Annotated in this window: 18 protein-coding genes; 2 read left to right on the top strand and 16 right to left on the bottom strand. The window is 33.0% G+C overall.

Going from position 1 to position 17,923, the window contains the following annotated elements; all coding sequences use genetic code 11:
- Positions 1 to 111: 111 nt before the first annotated feature.
- The 10 genes from HM986_RS15335 to HM986_RS15290 all read right to left on the bottom strand — a co-directional run bounded on the left by HM986_RS15335 (position 112) and on the right by HM986_RS15290 (position 11,138).
- Positions 112 to 720, bottom strand: coding sequence for a hypothetical protein (locus tag HM986_RS15335; RefSeq protein ID WP_179335954.1), 609 nt, complete (start codon positions 718 to 720; stop codon positions 112 to 114).
- Positions 721 to 740: 20 nt separating this feature from the next.
- The gene (locus tag HM986_RS15330; protein ID WP_179335953.1) at positions 741 to 1,262 is read right to left on the bottom strand and encodes a hypothetical protein; all 522 of its coding nucleotides are present in this window, start codon (positions 1,260 to 1,262) and stop codon (positions 741 to 743) included.
- Between the two features lie 4 nt (positions 1,263 to 1,266).
- A complete protein-coding gene (locus tag HM986_RS15325) occupies positions 1,267 to 2,964 on the bottom strand; it encodes a hypothetical protein (protein WP_179335952.1) in 1,698 nt (565 codons plus the stop codon).
- A 121-nt stretch (positions 2,965 to 3,085) separates the two neighbouring features.
- The gene (locus HM986_RS15320) at positions 3,086 to 3,622 is read right to left on the bottom strand and encodes a hypothetical protein (protein ID WP_179335951.1); all 537 of its coding nucleotides are present in this window, start codon (positions 3,620 to 3,622) and stop codon (positions 3,086 to 3,088) included.
- A gap of 140 nt (positions 3,623 to 3,762) precedes the next feature.
- On the bottom strand, positions 3,763 to 4,998 hold the full coding sequence (locus HM986_RS15315; RefSeq protein WP_179335950.1) for a DUF6638 family protein: 1,236 nt from the start codon (positions 4,996 to 4,998) through the stop codon (positions 3,763 to 3,765).
- Position 4,999: 1 nt separating this feature from the next.
- Positions 5,000 to 5,581, bottom strand: coding sequence for an NUDIX domain-containing protein (locus tag HM986_RS15310; RefSeq protein ID WP_179335949.1), 582 nt, complete (start codon positions 5,579 to 5,581; stop codon positions 5,000 to 5,002).
- Between the two features lie 83 nt (positions 5,582 to 5,664).
- On the bottom strand, positions 5,665 to 7,620 hold the full coding sequence (locus HM986_RS15305) for an AAA family ATPase (protein WP_179335948.1): 1,956 nt from the start codon (positions 7,618 to 7,620) through the stop codon (positions 5,665 to 5,667).
- Positions 7,621 to 7,696: 76 nt separating this feature from the next.
- Positions 7,697 to 8,059 carry a four helix bundle protein gene (locus HM986_RS15300; RefSeq protein WP_179335947.1) on the bottom strand — a complete coding sequence of 121 codons (363 nt, stop codon included), beginning with the start codon at positions 8,057 to 8,059 and terminating at the stop codon, positions 7,697 to 7,699.
- A gap of 8 nt (positions 8,060 to 8,067) precedes the next feature.
- Positions 8,068 to 9,129: a hypothetical protein gene (locus HM986_RS15295; protein ID WP_179335946.1), complete on the bottom strand. Its 1,062-nt coding sequence runs from the start codon at positions 9,127 to 9,129 to the stop codon at positions 8,068 to 8,070.
- A gap of 662 nt (positions 9,130 to 9,791) precedes the next feature.
- The gene (locus tag HM986_RS15290; RefSeq protein ID WP_179335945.1) at positions 9,792 to 11,138 is read right to left on the bottom strand and encodes a coiled-coil domain-containing protein; all 1,347 of its coding nucleotides are present in this window, start codon (positions 11,136 to 11,138) and stop codon (positions 9,792 to 9,794) included.
- A gap of 318 nt (positions 11,139 to 11,456) precedes the next feature.
- Between HM986_RS15290 and HM986_RS15285 the strand changes: the two genes are divergently transcribed.
- A complete protein-coding gene (locus HM986_RS15285) occupies positions 11,457 to 11,681 on the top strand; it encodes a hypothetical protein (protein WP_179335944.1) in 225 nt (74 codons plus the stop codon).
- A 237-nt stretch (positions 11,682 to 11,918) separates the two neighbouring features.
- On the opposite strand, the gene ettA is transcribed toward HM986_RS15285, so the two are convergent.
- The 6 genes from ettA to HM986_RS15255 all read right to left on the bottom strand — a co-directional run bounded on the left by ettA (position 11,919) and on the right by HM986_RS15255 (position 15,967).
- Positions 11,919 to 13,610 (bottom strand): energy-dependent translational throttle protein EttA, encoded by a 1,692-nt coding sequence (gene ettA, locus HM986_RS15280; RefSeq protein WP_179335943.1) that lies wholly within the window; start codon positions 13,608 to 13,610, stop codon positions 11,919 to 11,921.
- A gap of 50 nt (positions 13,611 to 13,660) precedes the next feature.
- Positions 13,661 to 13,843 carry a CAL67264 family membrane protein gene (locus tag HM986_RS15275; protein WP_040757621.1) on the bottom strand — a complete coding sequence of 61 codons (183 nt, stop codon included), beginning with the start codon at positions 13,841 to 13,843 and terminating at the stop codon, positions 13,661 to 13,663.
- A gap of 102 nt (positions 13,844 to 13,945) precedes the next feature.
- Positions 13,946 to 14,671: a pirin family protein gene (locus tag HM986_RS15270; protein ID WP_179335942.1), complete on the bottom strand. Its 726-nt coding sequence runs from the start codon at positions 14,669 to 14,671 to the stop codon at positions 13,946 to 13,948.
- 25 nt (positions 14,672 to 14,696) lie between these two features.
- Positions 14,697 to 15,134 (bottom strand): MarR family winged helix-turn-helix transcriptional regulator, encoded by a 438-nt coding sequence (locus HM986_RS15265; protein ID WP_179335941.1) that lies wholly within the window; start codon positions 15,132 to 15,134, stop codon positions 14,697 to 14,699.
- Positions 15,135 to 15,158: 24 nt separating this feature from the next.
- Positions 15,159 to 15,434 carry a GNAT family N-acetyltransferase gene (locus tag HM986_RS15260; RefSeq protein ID WP_317167404.1) on the bottom strand — a complete coding sequence of 92 codons (276 nt, stop codon included), beginning with the start codon at positions 15,432 to 15,434 and terminating at the stop codon, positions 15,159 to 15,161.
- 2 nt (positions 15,435 to 15,436) lie between these two features.
- Complete coding sequence (locus HM986_RS15255; protein WP_179335939.1) at positions 15,437 to 15,967, bottom strand: NADPH-dependent FMN reductase; 531 nt, start codon at positions 15,965 to 15,967, stop codon at positions 15,437 to 15,439.
- Positions 15,968 to 16,256: 289 nt separating this feature from the next.
- On the opposite strand from HM986_RS15255, the gene HM986_RS15250 reads away from it, so the two are divergent.
- Positions 16,257 to 17,885: an acyl-CoA carboxylase subunit beta gene (locus tag HM986_RS15250; protein WP_179335938.1), complete on the top strand. Its 1,629-nt coding sequence runs from the start codon at positions 16,257 to 16,259 to the stop codon at positions 17,883 to 17,885.
- The last annotated feature ends 38 nt before the right edge of the window (positions 17,886 to 17,923 follow it).

Genomic DNA, 17,923 nt, shown 5'->3' with positions numbered 1-17,923 from the left:
TTGTCTTTATAGTATAGGTCTGAAATCTGAAGGTTTTGTTACAATATTATGATGTAAAAACATAAAAAGACCTGTCAGGTTATTAAAACCTAACAGGTCTATAATTAGTTATTAATACAATTCCTTTTCTATCAATTTTCTCAGCTCTAAAATTGAAATACCATCATCAATACGCAGTTCATCATTCCAATGTTTAAAATCGATGGATCCAACTTTAGTAATTGTATTGAACTCGCCTAAAATATGATCGAGATATAAAAAAGCTAATGTCTTAGACTTATTTGGATACGAATTCATGTTTTTAATATAAACCTCTAAATCAACTTTTTCTTTCTCCTCATTAAGTTGTGTTCGTATTGTTATATCTGAACTGGGATATTCTACACCGTCAAAATTTAACCCTATCTCGTCATTTGGATGCCTAAATTTTTTAACAATCCAATTGTCTAAATTTGGTTTGGAGTCATAAAGTTTTTGCGTTGGAAGAACCCCGTCCTTCATACCATCTGGTGTAATGATAAGAACTACTTTGTTTTCAGAAAGTGTCATCTCAGGAAACAATAATGGATTGTACTTTTTAAGTGCGTTGCTCAATCCATTATAAACGGTATAATCTTCAAAGTCGGAATGAATAAAAGATTCAAGTTTTGTTTTATTTTTTAAAACCCAATTCCAGAATTTTTCTTCTTTTGATGACGTATTGAAAAAAGAAAGGAACATAATGCTGATATAATTAAAAGTTAAAAGAAGCTACTAAAGTATTGACTGTTTTGAATTATATACAAAAGCAAACTCATACCATAACCGAGAATAAATGCCATAAGATTATATGATGACAATGATTTTTTTTGCAAACCATAAACACTCATAAACGTTCGGGTTTTATTAAGTATATAAATTGATAGTAATGGTAAAATTAAAAAAGCAATCAAAATAACCGTAAACACATCTAATTCATCATCAAACGTTAAATAAAATAATAGATTAGCAATAATGCGACAAAACAGAAAATAAAAGTAAATCAGTATAAGTACCCAAGTTAATCTGTTTTTGTAAAAGATAGCAACAACAGGAATCATAAAAATCACGAATGATTTAAATATTCCATATACTGAAATGGTTCTATAAATAGATTTTAAACTATAAGAAAAACCATTTAAATCATGAATATTTACAAGTCTAAAGATATTTGCAGTAAGATATAAAACAAAAATTAAAAGAATGATAGCATAAACAATATAAACTTGTTTCAACTTTTTCATTGCATTATTGGCCACCAACAGCCTTCAACGAATCCAGCTGACGCTGCAAAGCATTTATCTTTTCCGTATTATCTTCAACCTTTGGAATACGCATTAACGAATCTATTTCTTGTTCCATAATATCTTCATCTTTTGGCTTTTCATTATAAAAATACCCAATACCTTCACTAGATCTCCAAGCTTCATTTAATTGATTATAAACTTCTTGATCCCAAGTGCTTGGATGTTTTACATCTATCCAAATGACATCTCTGTATTCACTATCAATCAAGACCAAATCTGGTGTTGCAGAACCATCAAATTGCTGTGCATCTGTTGAGCTTATAGAAGAAATTGTACCTAAGAAAAACATACGCTTTCTTCCTGCAATATCTTTAATATAAGGTCTAAATTCTACTGGTGTACTTGCTGTCCAATCGTATTCTTTTTTAGATTCTTTTACTTTTAATGGCATCGCAGAAACACCTGCATAACCTTGCTTTCTAGTGGCATGATCATAATAATATAATTTGTCAGTTCCATCAGCAGGAACAAACACACTATAACTTAAACTGGTACGCTCATCTCCTACCGGCTCTAGTCCAAACCAATGATATAAACCGTTATAAGCATCACTATTAGAACCCGAAAAATTAAAATCAGTAACATAAGGTTGTTGATTCTGATCTTTTGGCATCACAGGAATTTTAACAGCCGTTTTCATGTTCCAAGGTAATGGATCACTAAAGCCTCCTAAGAATTTTAAAGATTCGGCCTCAAGTTGAGACACCTTTTCAGATAAGGTATTTTGCTTCATTAAGAACGGATAATTCTTTATGTCATCAGGACTTACATACGTTCCTTTTCCAATTAAAATACGCTCCATATAATCATTAAAATCGTGTTCTCCATTTTCTATAATCATCACACCACCAAAACTTGGATACGGAAAAAAGAAACCTTTCCATTTAATTAGACTTACGACCTGAACCCATTCGTTTTTATCATTCTTCATGTAAAACGTATCACTAGGCTCATGATTAAATAGCATCCAAGGATTAAAACGCTGTACGACGGCATTGTACGTGTTCCTACTAAATTTTAATGATTCACCAATTGAAAAAGTCACATCAATACGATTCTCGTTAGAAAATCGAGGAAATGGTGTGGTACTACTTACCGAAAACACTTCTTCCGTATTATCACTAATACGTTGCATAACGTACTTTTCACTAGGTTGAATGGCCATGGTCCATTTATTCTGACCATCAACTCTTACTAAATGCGGTAAGGATACATCTTTAGTTTCTCCTACACTTTCATTGGCCATTGAAAAGACGTTTCTTAAAGGTTGAATACGCTCGTTTTGTGTTAATGGCAATTCGTCTATTTCAACCTTGTTAAGGCTATTGAATACATTATAAGTTTTCATGTAGTCGTACATTTTATAATGCCAACCTACAACATATAATGCCCCGAAGAAGATAATGAGTAATGCCAATACTCCAAGTCGACTTCCTACTCTAGCGGAATTTCTGAATTTTCGTAAACCGAAAAATAATACTAACGCACTAACTAATAAAACGAAAATATACTTTCGTAGAAATAGCAAAATAGGTTGATAATCGTCCCTAAAAAAGAACAACAACACTAATAATAGTAATATAACGAAGCCTGTGATTCGTTTTTGTTTACCTCCTTTGTTCCAATATGATTTTATCATGGTAATTATTTGTCATTGCGAAGTTGACTTTTTTTGTCAGCTGTGGCAATCTGTTCGTTATTTTTATAAATATTTTAATGTTAATGAGATACTTCGACTGCGCTCAGTATGACATTTAGGATTACATCAATCCTTTATCTTTCAAACGATCTCTTGCACTTGGCTTCTCAACTTCAGGCTCTCTTTCAATTTCTTTTTTAGCTTCCTCAACCACTTTCGGTTCTTTTGTTCTTAAGTCTTCAATAAAATCTTTTCCTTTTTCCACGACATCATCAAATTTGTCTTCTAAAGATTCGCTTTGTTCTTCGATAACTTCAGTGGACTTAATGACAAAACCAGCCACATAGGTTCCTATGAGCGTTCCAACAGCAAAAGATGCAAAGGCCGAAACACCATTATAACTGCTAAAAACAGCAATCGGTGTTAAAAACTCTACAATTAAAGCGGAAACTAAAACCAAGCTAACCACAAAAATAATACGTGGCAAAAGTGATTGTTTGTAAACAAATCCTTTTGGATTATCTGGACTCATTTGTAGCTCTTTGCTATTCACAATTTTATTTAAAAAGCGATAGACATTATTACTATTCGATTCTCTCCAATACAGAAAGATTCCGAATAAAATAGCAGCTATAAAAATGACGAGTTCAATTCCCATGGTTGTAAAAGTTAGAAGTTGGAAGCAACTAAGCACGAAGCACGAAGCTTGAAGCTAGAAGTTTGCTGACAACTTGAATTAATATTTTCTTTGTGTCTTTGCGAGCAAAAAAAGTGCTCTACTAAATTAGTCTAAAATTATCAAATATTGTTACGGATTCTTTCAATTACCCAATCTTTAAAGGAATCATCCCAAGTCAAATAATTATTATAAAACTGCTCTTTATCGTACCAATACAAGAATAATACATCTTTTGGTTCAATATTAATGAGTAACTTATGAATTAAATCGCGATGTCTAGCCGATAACGACGAATGAGGTTGATGCAAAGCGAAATAAAAATCTTGATCTACAATATCTTCAATTTTATAGGCATTACTGCGTTCTAATTTTTCGAGATATATTTCAACACTCATTACCTGCTTTCTGGCCTTAATGTCTATTTTGTTTAAGTAACTTTTGAATAACACTTTATCATTCAAAATGGCTGCAATTGGATGTTCAGTCTCTTTTAAAAACTGTGCTAATTCATACTTTTTAACGCGATCGTAGTTTGGTGTTTTTATTATCTGCTCTAAATCGCATTCAATAATGATATGATCTTTTAACTTATCGATGAGTTCTGGTTGCTCAATATGATAAATCAAAACATCGTGAATCGTATCTTTTATAGCTTCCTTATAATGTTCTCTACTTTCAAAAATGACAATTGGTTTTATGAAATCGCGAAGCAAATACACTCCATCAAACGCTCTTGTATAAAATGAATCTGTTGCAAATTGTAAGGGATGCAAGCTTAAATCCCGATCTCTTAAATCGCCATAAGTCTTTGCTGAATCTAGTAATTGTTGATGAATACCTTCATCTATAAAATTATTGCCTGTATTAAATTTATCAACCAGTCTTAATTGCTCTTTTTGAACCTGTTCTAAGTTATCAATAAGCTTGAATGTGATATTAACTTTATCATATTTTAAAACATCTAAAGGCTCATAAAAGACATCTATATCTTGATCAAAATCGATACAAATAGCAGAATCTCTGGTAATATCATTAATTTTTTGACCATGGGTTCTAAATACATATTGCATCATTTCTCTGTCAAAAGAATGAAACGGTAAATACACAGGCTTTCCTTTTTGTAACGGAGTAATAATAATGCCATTTGGATTTGCATCGCCATGATTAAGGTAATGCATATTATTCTTTTCTTCTGCAATATCTGGACTCCAGCCAATGCCATCGATAAAAAACGACGTCAACTTGGTTTCTGAAAAACCTAAGGTTTTTAAGCACTTGTTATAACGCTCAACGAGTTTTCCGCTTATGGGAATAAGATCACTTCTATATAGGTTGGCTTGCTTTAATTTTTGCATCTTAATCTAACAAATTATTTATCTGTGCATACTGCAACAACATAATTGTTTTTGCATCAATAATGGTTTCGTTATTCATCATTTCTATAGCTTTAGAAAATGACAACTCTAAAACTTCTATTTCTTCATCTTCACTTTCTAAGCCACCACCATCATTAATTTTTTGTGCATCGTTATATTCTGCTACAAACAAAAACATTTTCTCTGTCAACGCTCCTGGTGATGTATAAGCTGTGAGTACTTGTTTTGCATTACTTATTTTGTAACCTACTTCTTCTTCCGTTTCTCTAATTATTGTTTCTAAAGGCTCATCGTTATTATCAATGGCACCAGCACAAGCTTCAATAGACATACCTTCTTTTGGATTATTCTCATAAGATGGCATTCGGAATTGTTTGGTTAAAATTACCGTTTGTTTTTCAGGATTGTATAACAATATGGCTGCACCATTCCCACGATTATAACATTCGCGTGATAAACGTTTCCATTTTCCATTACTGAATTGATAATCGTAATCTATGCGATCTAATTTTGCCCAATCGTAAGAAAGAGTTGTTTTTGTTATGTTTTTTAGGTTGTTCATGAGATTCCTCGTCGCTCTTGCCTCGCTCTGTCGAAATGACAAACACGACACACGTTTTACTTTACACTGTTTAACTTTTAAATTTATTTCCCAAACTGCTCTCGCGCCTCTGTTTCAATATTCATCTGATTCACTCTAGCATCTACTTTTCGTTTAAAGTCTGTATCAGCTATCGTTGCTACATTATCCAAATAACGAATCACTTCTTGTCGTCTTATATCTGAAAAATTTAAACCTTTCATATTAGATTTCATTAACTCTTGAAGCATATTAAACTTTGTGTCATAGTCCTTTTTAAAATACGTTTCTGGGTTTTCAAACCAATCTTGTTCTAAATCGAAATCCGTAAGTCGTAATGAAATGGCAGATTGAATATTTCGTACATCTCTTGAAGAGAAAAACGGAAATATCTTCTGAATCTCTTTATACAATGCAGCATAGAACATATGATCAGTCGTTTCATGAAGCTTTTCTACTTTATCAAAGGTTTCATGAACACGGGCTTCAGAAGGTACATCTATAGTATTTAAAATCTCTCCCATACTATTAGCCAAGCCTTGTTCTGATAAATACTTATAGACTTCAGGATCATTCATGTTTACAAAATCTGGCATGGTGTCTTGCCACTTTTTCCACCAAATATAATCTTGATCCACAAAATCGTGCTCTGAGCGTGCTCCATCAATTTTAAATCGTCCTTGAACTCTAGAGATTACGGCCTTATCTAACATTTCAGGTAAATTGGTAAATAAACCAATAGAACTGTTTCCGTAATTAACCGCATAAGCTCCTTCTGTATATCTTAAAAATACACCAATGACTTCTTTTACACCTGCAGAAACACCTTGTGCAGTTCGTTCTTGTAAATTATTTTCGGCATCATCTATAGGTGCAAAAATCAATTTAGTAGGGTCTTGTAAAGGCTTCATCCATTCTACCATTTTTTCGGCAGAACCACCTTGAAACGTACTAATTAAAGTATCTGGCATAGGGTGAAACAAAAACGGAATGTCTAAATTATCGGCATGTTCTTTCAAGCGTGTTGCAATGGCAGCAATCAGCATACTTTTCCCTGTTCCCGGAATTCCGTAGCCCATAAATACAGGCATAAAACCACCTAATTCTTGAAATGGATTTTTCTTTGCTTCAATATCATAACTCAACAAACGCTCTGTTAAACGACGACCAAAATGCTTAGCATCTTTGTTCCCGACAATTTGTTCGAACTGAATTTTATTGAATTCAATACTCTTTGCGGTTCCTGAAAATGCATTGTCCCAACCTGAAATAGCAAACTCTGATTTTTCGAGCTTATAGGTTCTATCTACAATAGTCTCTGTATATTCTAAACTGCTTTTACGTAACTGAATCTCTTCAATTAAAGCTTCAAAATAAACCACCGTAAAATCTAAAACATCTTTATCTGATTTAACAATCTCTGGATGCCCTAAATATTTATCATAATAAAACAATTGACACGAAATTCCTTTTAAAGGGGATAAAAAAGACACCTCCGGAATTCCTGCAAATTTCTGTTTCATCACTGATAAATCATCGGAAGCATGAGGTTTTAAATCGTGTAAAATCTTATAAGCTACAGCAAACAACATAAATGCTGTTGACGTATGCATTTTACTTTCGTACTCACGTCTTCCTGAACTATCTAATGCTGATTTATTTTCACTTAAACTCGATAATCCTGATGCATCATAATAGGAATCCTTAATCCAAGTTCCTAACACAATCCCCTCTTGAACGGCAAATAAAGTCTGATTTAAGAAAATAGGAAGCGCAACAGATTCTGGCAATAAACGTTTTTTTAGTGCCAAAATAGTTTTAGAAACGGAAGTTACATTAACATTACTTCCATTATTGGCTCGCGATAAATACAAAAGAATAGATTCGTCTTTAGCATCATTATCTTTGTTTTTTGCACGTTGACTCTGCTCCCACTGAATAGATTTTAAATAAGTGGTAGCTTCATCACGAAGCATATCTAGTTCATTTTGTTTTATAGGAAAAGTTGAGTTGTGTTCCATATTTTTATAGTCTTCAGTCCTTAGTATGCAGTCTTCAGTGCTTACTGTTGAGGCTTATCTCGGACTTATTTATATTTTATAATCCGAATTTATTAGGGTTCTTGATCATATAATTGATAAGTTTTCCTATTTCTTCGCTTTTATATTGTAATTCTTGTTTCTTAATTTCTGTTATATATCCACATGCTAAAGCAAAATCTAACCATAATTGTGTTTCAGAATTTTCACTATCTGCATCCGATAATTTACTTTTAAAATGCTTTTCATATTGCCGTTTTCGATAACCTTCAGCAATATTTGAACATACAGATCTACTTGACCTAACCATTTGTGATGTTAAACTAAACATTTCAGACTTAGGAAAATCTTTGGTCAATTGGAATATTTCCATTGCTAATTCGAATCCTTTTTGATAAGCCAATAATGTTTTAAATGACATATTCTTTTTTACTTTTCATTATTGACAACTGAAGACTGGATACTGCTTACTTGAACTGGTGACATCGCCAACTTATTCATAATTTCAGGTGTTTTATTGTATAGCATTTGAATGATACGATGTGGTGCAAAAATATAACGCTGCCTATACATAGCATCCCAGCGTTGAAAGGTTTGTTTACTAAAAAAGCTACCTTCTTTAAATTCGCTGCTCGATTTTAATTCATCTATTTTAAGAGATATTGCATAAGATTCTAACGGAATCTCTTTATTTGCTATACTCTGTAAAATGGCGTGCGTTAATTTATTTTCGTCCTTTGCAAATACATTGTGAATTGGGCCTAAATCCACACGTTTTATAAGCTTCGGAAATACTTTTGGTAAACGTTTATCAATTCCGTAAGCCATGGTATCGAAAGCCATTTCTCTATCTGCAACATTTTTTAGGGTTTCATAGATTTCATCTTTATAACTTTCTACATTTTTACCATCGTAATTAAAATACATATAACAAACAAACGGTCGGTTGTGAGATACATCATAAAAACTCCAACTTACTAAATGTTCTGCTACAGAACCTTCTGGTGCAGGTATAATCTTTCCTTGTACAAAACGATTAAAAATATATTCCTTTTTAGCAGAAGAATAATAGACTATGGATGCTGCTTGAAAGAGTTTTCGTTTCGGAATTGGTTCTTTTTTTCGCATTAACGTATCTAAGAATTCATCTTTTAGCGTTTCAATTCCTGTAAGTTTTTCTAAGTAATCTTCTCGTAAAGCTAAATCGTTAAAGAGATAACGGAATTCTAAATAATTTGGAAAACTAGAATCTGTTAAATCTACCTTCATATTTTCCTCGTCGTCATACATGTATTTTACACGCATAGCTTCTATAGAATACAGTAACAAATCACTGTATTGCTTAAATAAGAGTAATTCTTGTTGATTTAATATTTGCTTTTCTTGTACCGCAACAATGAGTTCCTTGAGAGAGAAATCTATCATTTTGTGATAGAACACGTATTGCTCTTTGGAATCTAATATGGCGGAATCTAAAGGTGTAACGATCATTTTTAGTAAACAGTTGGTTGTATTCAATTAACTCTAAGTTATGTTATGAATACATTTTTTAAAGATTATACTTTTCTTTACATATATGAATTTCGGAAACAATTTTCTCTTCATTTTTGCCATAATTGATTTCCGTTTTTAACTCACATTCTTCATGATCATTGGTGTGAATAATAAAAATTACAGAGCCAATTAAAATTAAAATGACAATCATTGAAAAAAGAAACGTGTTATTCACAATCTATTTTATTCTAAAATCATTTTTTTGTTTTATATCCCATTTACGCTTTACAATAAAAATTAAGAAAAGGAAAAAAGAAGAAACTGCAGAAACAGATAAAGTTGAAATAATATCTTTTTCATAAAATAAAAAATAACTCACAATTGAATTAATTACAAAAAAAACAATTACGAATAGTAATAATCCTCTATTAGTCATAGCCTTAATTATGTTTTAATTATTAAATTTTCTCTTTTTTGAGAATTATTCTTCCTTTTTTGAGCTCGAGTAAACGCGTTAAGGATTAATTTCTCATTTTTATTGTTCTCATGATTACTTTCCCAAAAAACGGCATCCTTTTTTCTTTTTCTTAAAAAAGATATAATGGAAAGCCTAACCTACTTTTGCCTTTAAAACAAAAGTAGGTAACGCTATTATTAAATTACCCTAACAAATCATCTTCAGTAGATGCTGGTTTTGGTGCACTAGCTGGTTTTCCTGCTGTATCTCCTGAAGGAGCATTTGCATCTGCTGCGTAGTAATCTTCAAAAATTTCTTTCATATCAATGCCGTAACGCTCTGCAAAATTCTTCTGAATAGATTTATCCTTCTCTCTAATTTCTTGCAACGCTTCAGCATAACTTCCGTAAACACCTTGCATAACTTTTTCATGCACAGGAATATTGTCCATCATTTCTTGACGTGCACGAGCACTTGCAGTATGCATTGCTGCTAACGTTTCACCAATATGCTCATCTGTTTTAACCCCTAAATGTTCTAGTATTGCTGCAAATTCTTGATCTGTACGTGCTTTTAAAGCCACAACATAACCATCGTAATACTTAAGACGCTCATCCGTATCTGACTTTAATTTTGCACGATGTGTTTGTAAATTACTACGTAACGACGTTAATACTTTAATCGTTAAATTATGCTTGTGTACAAAACTATCTTTTGAAGCTGCAAGCGTAGTGTAAGCATTTTTAAGCCCTTCTAACTCCTCTACTTTTTGCTCTAAAGTAGTCACTTTACTAAGTGCTGCTGAGTATTCTGTAGATTGCTTATCCGATACTTCTTCTAAAGCCTGACGTGCTTGTTTTAATAAAGCATATTCCGTTTCCAGCTTATCCTCTACTTCTTTTTTCTTTTGAAGTGCTTTTGTATGATTATTAGAAGCGTCTACAATAGCCGTTTTAAGACTTTCTTCGACTTCCTTAATCTCTACCTCTCTATCTTTTAAACGTTTGATAGCTGCCTGACTCTTAAATGACAATTCATTTAATAAAGTCTGAATATCTGCAGTTTCAATACGTTGTTGAAACATCGCTTTTGCTTCATTATCTGCTGCATCACGTGTTTTCTGTGCATTTTTAAGTTCTGCTTCCGCATCGCTAATTTTACTTTTTCTTCCCCAAAGATTATTCCACCAAGTATCTGGTTTATTATTAGCATCTTCAAGTTCTACTTTAGCACGCTCTAAACGTTTAATAGCATCGTCTATCACCTTTTGCTCTGATGCATTTAATGCCGAAAAACCTTCAAACATAATTCCCACCTCATCCTGGTAGTCAGTTAAGTCTTTAATAGCATCTAATAAGGTAGAACGGTCTTTTTCTGCCATATCAACAACATTATCTAACGTTGCATTCAATATTTTCTGACGACTTTCGGGATCATCTTCCTGAGCAAGCTTAGACTTCATTTGGTCTATGGCTTTTCCCCAGTTAACATCGACTTTCTCAGTTTTTTCTTGTGAGTTGGTTTCTAATAAATCAAAATCATCAGGCATATAGTGTAGTGTTATTAAGGTTGAACAATAATCTGTTAAGCAATTTCGGTAATTTTTTAAGACTATAAAAACTTTAGTTACTAAAATATAGGTAGCAGTTTTTAAAAAATTGTTACATAAAAAGAAAAAGAATTTGAATTTATTAATAATTTAATAACATGGTATTCTCCCTAGAAACACTGCGCTTTAACGGACTTAACCAACAGTTAATCGAAGCTAATGTTGATTAAAAGTTTGTAAATTATTTACTATTAAGTATTTAACATTAACTTTTTTTATATATTAGCACTGTAGAACCCAAATCTAAGATTAATACTAATGCATAATAATCTGTTTTCAAAGGCATTAATTGTAACTACCACGCAGCTTACAATGATTTTAATAGCCGTAGCATCTATTTTTATTATTTTTATCTTAATTGCAATTATTAAAATGTATAAATTGAAATCGGAAAACAAAAAACTAATGCAAACTAATGCTTATAAGGATTACGAAGAATCTGGAGAAGATATGCATAGTGGGCATCTTTATGGCGATCATTAATTAATAAATTACTATGGACTTAATAACGATAACGAATATTCTAGATAGTCCTTCTCAACGAATGATAAGTATTTTGGGAATTGGGTTTGTTACAATGACAATTTTATGGGCTTTACAATATTTAAAATCTAGAAAATTGAAAGAAAAAATAAAACAATTAGAAAATAAATAATCAAAAAAACATATAACAAAAGAGCCAGCAATTTGCTGGCTCTTTTGTCTTGAAAACAATAAATATTATCTTACTAGTTTTCTATACTTAATTCGCTTAGGCATTAAATCACCACCCAGACGTTTCTTCTTGTTTTCTTCATATTCACTAAATCCTCCTTCAAAGAAATAAACTTGAGAATCTCCTTCAAAAGCTAATATATGAGTACAGATCCTATCTAGGAACCATCTATCATGACTAATAACAACTGCACAACCCGCAAAGTTTTCTAGACCTTCCTCTAAAGCTCGCAATGTATTAACATCTAAGTCGTTAGTTGGCTCATCTAAAAGTAGTACATTACCTTCCTCTTTAAGAGTCATAGCTAAATGTAAACGGTTACGCTCACCTCCAGAAAGTAATTTCACTTTCTTGTTTTGCTCACCACCAGAGAAATTAAATCGACTTAAATAGGCTCTAGAATTCACTTCCTTTCCGCCCATCATTACCAATTCTTGTTCATCACTAAAGTTCTGCCAAATGGTTTTTTCAGGGTCGATATTAGAGTGCTTTTGATCTACGTATGCAATCTTTGCTGTTTCTCCAACCTTAAATTCACCTTTATCTGATGCTTCCTCACCCATTATCATTCTAAAAATCGTCGTTTTACCAGCACCATTTGGTCCAATAATACCAACAATACCTGCTTGAGGCAAATTGAAGTTTAGATTGTCATAGAGTAATTTATCATCATACCCTTTAGCAACGCCAATGGCTTCAATAACATTTGTTCCTAAACGGGGTCCATTAGGAATATAGATTTCTAATTTTTCATCAAGTTGTTTTTGATCTTGACTCATTAATTTATCGTAGTTCTTCAAACGCGCCTTTTGCTTTGTTTGACGACCTTTTGCGCCTTGACGTACCCAATCGAGCTCACGCTCTAAGGTCTTTTGACGCTTGGAAGCAGTTTTGCTCTCTTGTGCCATACGTGTTGATTTTTGATCTAACCAAGATGAGTAGTTTCCCTTCCAAGGAATTCCTTCACCTCTATCAAGCTCTAAAATCCAACCTGCCACATTATCCAAGAAATACCTATCGTGTGTTACAGCAATAACAGTTCCTTTATATTGCGCTAAATGATGTTCTAACCAATGTACAGATTCTGCATCTAAGTGGTTGGTTGGCTCATCTAATAACAACACATCTGGTTCTTGAAGTAATAAACGACATAAAGCAACACGACGACGTTCACCACCAGAAAGTACTCCAATTTTCTTATCACCATCTGGCGTTCTTAGAGCATCCATTGCTATTTCTAACTTGGTGTCTAATTCCCAAGCTCCGGCTGCATCAATCTGATCTTGCAATTCTGCTTGACGGTTCATCAGCTTTTCCATTTTATCTGGATCACTATATACCTCTTCTAAGCCAAACTGGTCATTAATACTATTATATTCATCTAGAATAGCAACGGTTTCTGCAGCACCTTCGCGCACAATTTCCATAACCGTTTTATCATCATCTAATTGCGGTTCTTGCTCTAGATACCCAACTGTATAACCTGGCTGGAAAACAACATCTCCTTGATAGTTTTTATCAACTCCAGCTATAATTTTTAAAAGTGTGGATTTACCAGAACCATTAAGACCTAGAATACCAATCTTAGCACCATAAAAGAAACTTAAATATATATTTTTTAAAACCGGAGTATTTGCACCTGGAAAGGTCTTTGTTAGACCAGACATTGCAAAAATTACTTTTTTATCGTCACTCATAATTGTTCGTTATTTATTGTAAAATTAAACTGCTAAACATCAATATTTAATTACACACGTCCTTTTAATGCATTAAAAACCCATGCAATACAGAAAAATCCACCACCAACAGCAGCAAACCCCCAACCAGCAACATCATCATATCGAAATGCTCCTAGAGCAATCAATCCTAGTCCGACAAAGACCATAATCCATGTTGCCCAAGCTAATACTGTATTTTTATTCATTGCCATAATCAATCTTAATTTTAATCGTTAGTTAGTTTACAAATATCGCATTTTAAATAAAAAAAGCACCACTAATTGTGATGCTTCTAATGTAAATTATGTGAAAAACTAAAAATTAATCATAGGAACTTCTATAAATAATAGTTCCGTATCCGTTTTAGTTGCTACATTAAAGCTATCCGTTTCTGAAATCCCAATAGCATCTCTTAACTTTAATACCTCGCCCTCGATTACAACTTCACCAGAAATCAGCATGATATAAACACCGTGATTTAGACTCTTTAGATGATATGTGAATGCTTCTCCTTCCGACAAATCAATTCTAGAAAGCCTAGCATCTTGATGAATTTTAAGACCTTCTTCTCCACTATCGTCAAAAGAATTGACTAAGACTTGAAGTTGTCCATTTCTATCTTCGGCTTTAAATGCCTTTTGATCATAACGCGGCTTAACATTTTGTTTTTGTGGAATTATCCATATCTGAAACAGGCTTAAATGCTCATCGACTGAACCGTTAATTTCAGAATGTTGTACACCTGTTCCTGCAGACATCACTTGTACCTCACCCGGAAGTAAAGCCTGCCAATCATTCCTCATATTATCCCGATGCTTTAAAGTACCTTTTAATGGTATGGTTATAATCTCCATATTGTTATGAGGATGTGTTCCAAATCCCATATTTGGTCCTATGGTATCATCATTTAAGACTCTTAATACTCCGAAATGAACGCGTTCAGGGTTATTCCAGCTTGCAAAACTAAAGGAATGCCGAGCTTGCAACCATCCATGATCTGCAAATCCTCTACTGTCTGCTTTATGAATTACTTTTTTCATAATAATCTCCTTTTATTTAATTTTACTATCGCATTTTATCTAATAAATCACTTAATTGTTCCGCCTCGTCCTCACTTAAATTTTTAATTAAGAACTTGTTCATATCACTCGGAATTGTATTTAACAAATTCAAGCCTTGTTCGGTGATCTCAATTTTAACCACACGTCTATCGTGTTCTGATGGCAAACGTTTAATTAAATTTTTAGCACAGAGTTTATCCATTAATCGAGTTGCATTAGGTGAGCGTTCTAACATTCGATCTTTAATAGTCTGCACTTTTAAAGGCTCACTTGCTCCTCTTAAAATTCTTAAAATATTATACTGTTGTTGCGAAATTCCAAAGTCTTTTAAAGATTCACTTTGAATACTCGTAACCCAGTTAGCTGTATAAATAATATTTAGAAGTGCCTTTACCCTATAATTTTCAAATTTTGAATTAATATCTTTAGATAAATCTCCCATGTTTTAATACTATTAAAATCCTATTTAGGCTTTGATATCATTATATTGATCTGTTTCACCGAATACTTTAACCACATAGGGACAACTTGCCTTGACTTTTAAATTATTTTCTCTTGCGTAATCTGCAACTGCATCTATTAATTGTAAACCAAGATTTTGACCTCTATAATTTGAATCAATATACGTATGATTAAGATCGATAAGGCCTTCGCTAACATAAGCATACGTGATTTCTCCAATCTCCTTATCATGATCCAATAGATAAAAGCTGTTTTTTGATTCTTTGTGTTTTAATTCCATAGTTATAAACTCTCTTTAAATAATTTTACTTTATTTAACAGCTCCAGATGAATTACCTCATTAGAAATTTTACCCTCAGAAAAATTCTCATAAAATGATGGTAGAGAAAACTGAGCTATTATATTGGCATCGTGTCGCGGAAAACGATCTGAAGCCAACTCTAAAACTGAGGCTCCTCCTCTAGCCCCTGGAGATGTTGCCATAAGCAATAGAGGCTTGTTTAAAAACGTCTTTTGTTCAACTCGAGAAGCCCAATCAAATACATTTTTAAAAGCTGAAGAATAGGCGCCGTTATGTTCTGCTAAAGAAACTATAAAACCATCAGCACCTTTTAAATGGTTAACAAAATCTACAGCTTGCTTAGGAAACCCTTGCGCCTGCTCTCTGTCTGAACTATAAATAGGCATTTCAAAATCGTTTAAATCCAATACTGTGACGTTAAGATCGTCTACCAATTGCGATGCGTAAGTAGCTAATTGTTTGTTAATTGAAGTCGTACTATTACTTCCAGCAAATACTATAATATGCTTCATTTGTTTATTGTTGGGTTTTATTTATTTGTTATGAAAAGTATCAGATATTATCAGGAAAATAAAAGCTAACATAGTAGCTATAAGGTCCTAGCTTCATAATAGATAATCATTCATTTTTTTTATGACGTAAATTTACAACAAAATAAATTATTTCCCAAGGAAAATAATTCCATGTAACATTATTTTGCAAACCATTCACTTTCCAAACATCTTTTCGTTTTGTAAATTCGTGCAAAACAAAAACTAAGTTTTAACTTATAAATAATACCCACTTCAACGGGTTACGCATATGGATATTAAATTCAATAAAAACGAAGACCATAATAAACTTCTTCTTTCCGATCTTAAAAAACGTTTAGTTAAAGTGAAATTAGGTGGTGGTGAAAAAAGTATTGAGAAGCATAAGGCTAAAGGAAAAATGACTGCACGCGAGCGCATTAACTATTTATTAGATCCCAAAGCGAAATCGATTGAGATAGGTGCTTTTGCTGGTGAGGGCATGTACGAGCAATATGGAGGCTGTCCTTCTGGTGGTGTCGTTGTTAAAATGGGTTATATAAAAGGAAAGCAGTGTATCGTTGTTGCGAATGATGCCACAGTTAAAGCGGGTGCTTGGTTTCCTATTACAGGAAAGAAGAATTTACGCGCTCAGGAAATCGCTATAGAAAATCGTCTACCAATCATTTATTTAGTAGATAGTGCTGGCGTTTTTCTACCAATGCAAGATGAAATTTTCCCAGACAAAGAACATTTTGGTCGCATTTTTAGAAATAACGCCATAATGAGTAGTATGGGTATAACTCAAATTGCTGCCGTTATGGGAAGTTGTGTTGCTGGTGGTGCTTATTTGCCAATTATGAGTGATGAAGCATTAATCGTTGACAAAACTGGAAGTATTTTCTTAGCAGGAAGCTATTTGGTAAAAGCTGCAATAGGAGAGACTATAGATAATGAAACTTTAGGAGGAGCTACGACGCACTGCGAAATTTCTGGAGTTACGGATTACAAAGCAAAAGATGACAAAGATGCTTTAGACAAAATTAAAAATATCGTTGATAAAATTGGAGATTTCGATAAAGCTGGTTACAATAGAGCTGAATCTAAAAAGCCGAAAGAAAATCCTGAAGACATTTACGGTATTCTTCCAAAAAGTCGTGCAGACCAGTATGATATGAAAGAGATCATAAAACGTTTGGTTGATAATTCTGAGTTTGATGAATACAAACAAGATTATGGCAAAACCATTATCACGGCTTATGCTCGGATTGAAGGCTGGGCAGTTGGTATTGTTGCCAATCAACGAAAATTAGTAAAAAACGCAAAAGGTGAAATGCAGTTTGGTGGTGTTATTTATAATGACTCAGCAGATAAAGCTACGCGTTTTATTGCCAATTGCAATCAGAAAAAAATTCCCTTAGTATTTCTACAAGATGTTACCGGTTTTATGGTTGGTAGTAAATCAGAACATTCCGGAATCATTAAGGATGGTGCCAAAATGGTAAATGCTGTAAGTAATTCTGTAGTTCCAAAATTCACAATTATATTAGGTAATAGTTATGGTGCAGGAAACTACGCTATGTGTGGAAAAGCTTACGACCCAAGGTTAATTGCGGCTTGGCCAAGTGCAGAACTCGCAGTAATGAGCGGTAATTCTGCGGCCAAAGTTTTATTACAAATTGAAACTGCTTCACTTAAGAAAAAAGGAGAAAAAATCACTAAAGAAAAAGAAGAGGAATTATTTAATAAAATAAAAGATAGATACGACGACCAAGTCTCTCCATATTATGCCGCATCTCGTATTTGGACCGATGGGGTTATTGATCCATTAGATACAAGAACTTGGATTTCTATGGGAATTGAAGCTGCTAACCACGCTCCTATTGAAAAGCCTTTTAATATGGGTGTTTTACAGGTTTAAATTAACACAAAAAAAAAGAGCGCAAATTGCGCTCTTTT

Source organism: Winogradskyella costae (genome assembly GCF_013403865.1).
GTDB lineage: Bacteria > Bacteroidota > Bacteroidia > Flavobacteriales > Flavobacteriaceae > Winogradskyella > Winogradskyella costae.
Note: the sequence above shows the minus strand (reverse complement) of the source record. Positions and strands in the feature narration are given on the sequence as shown.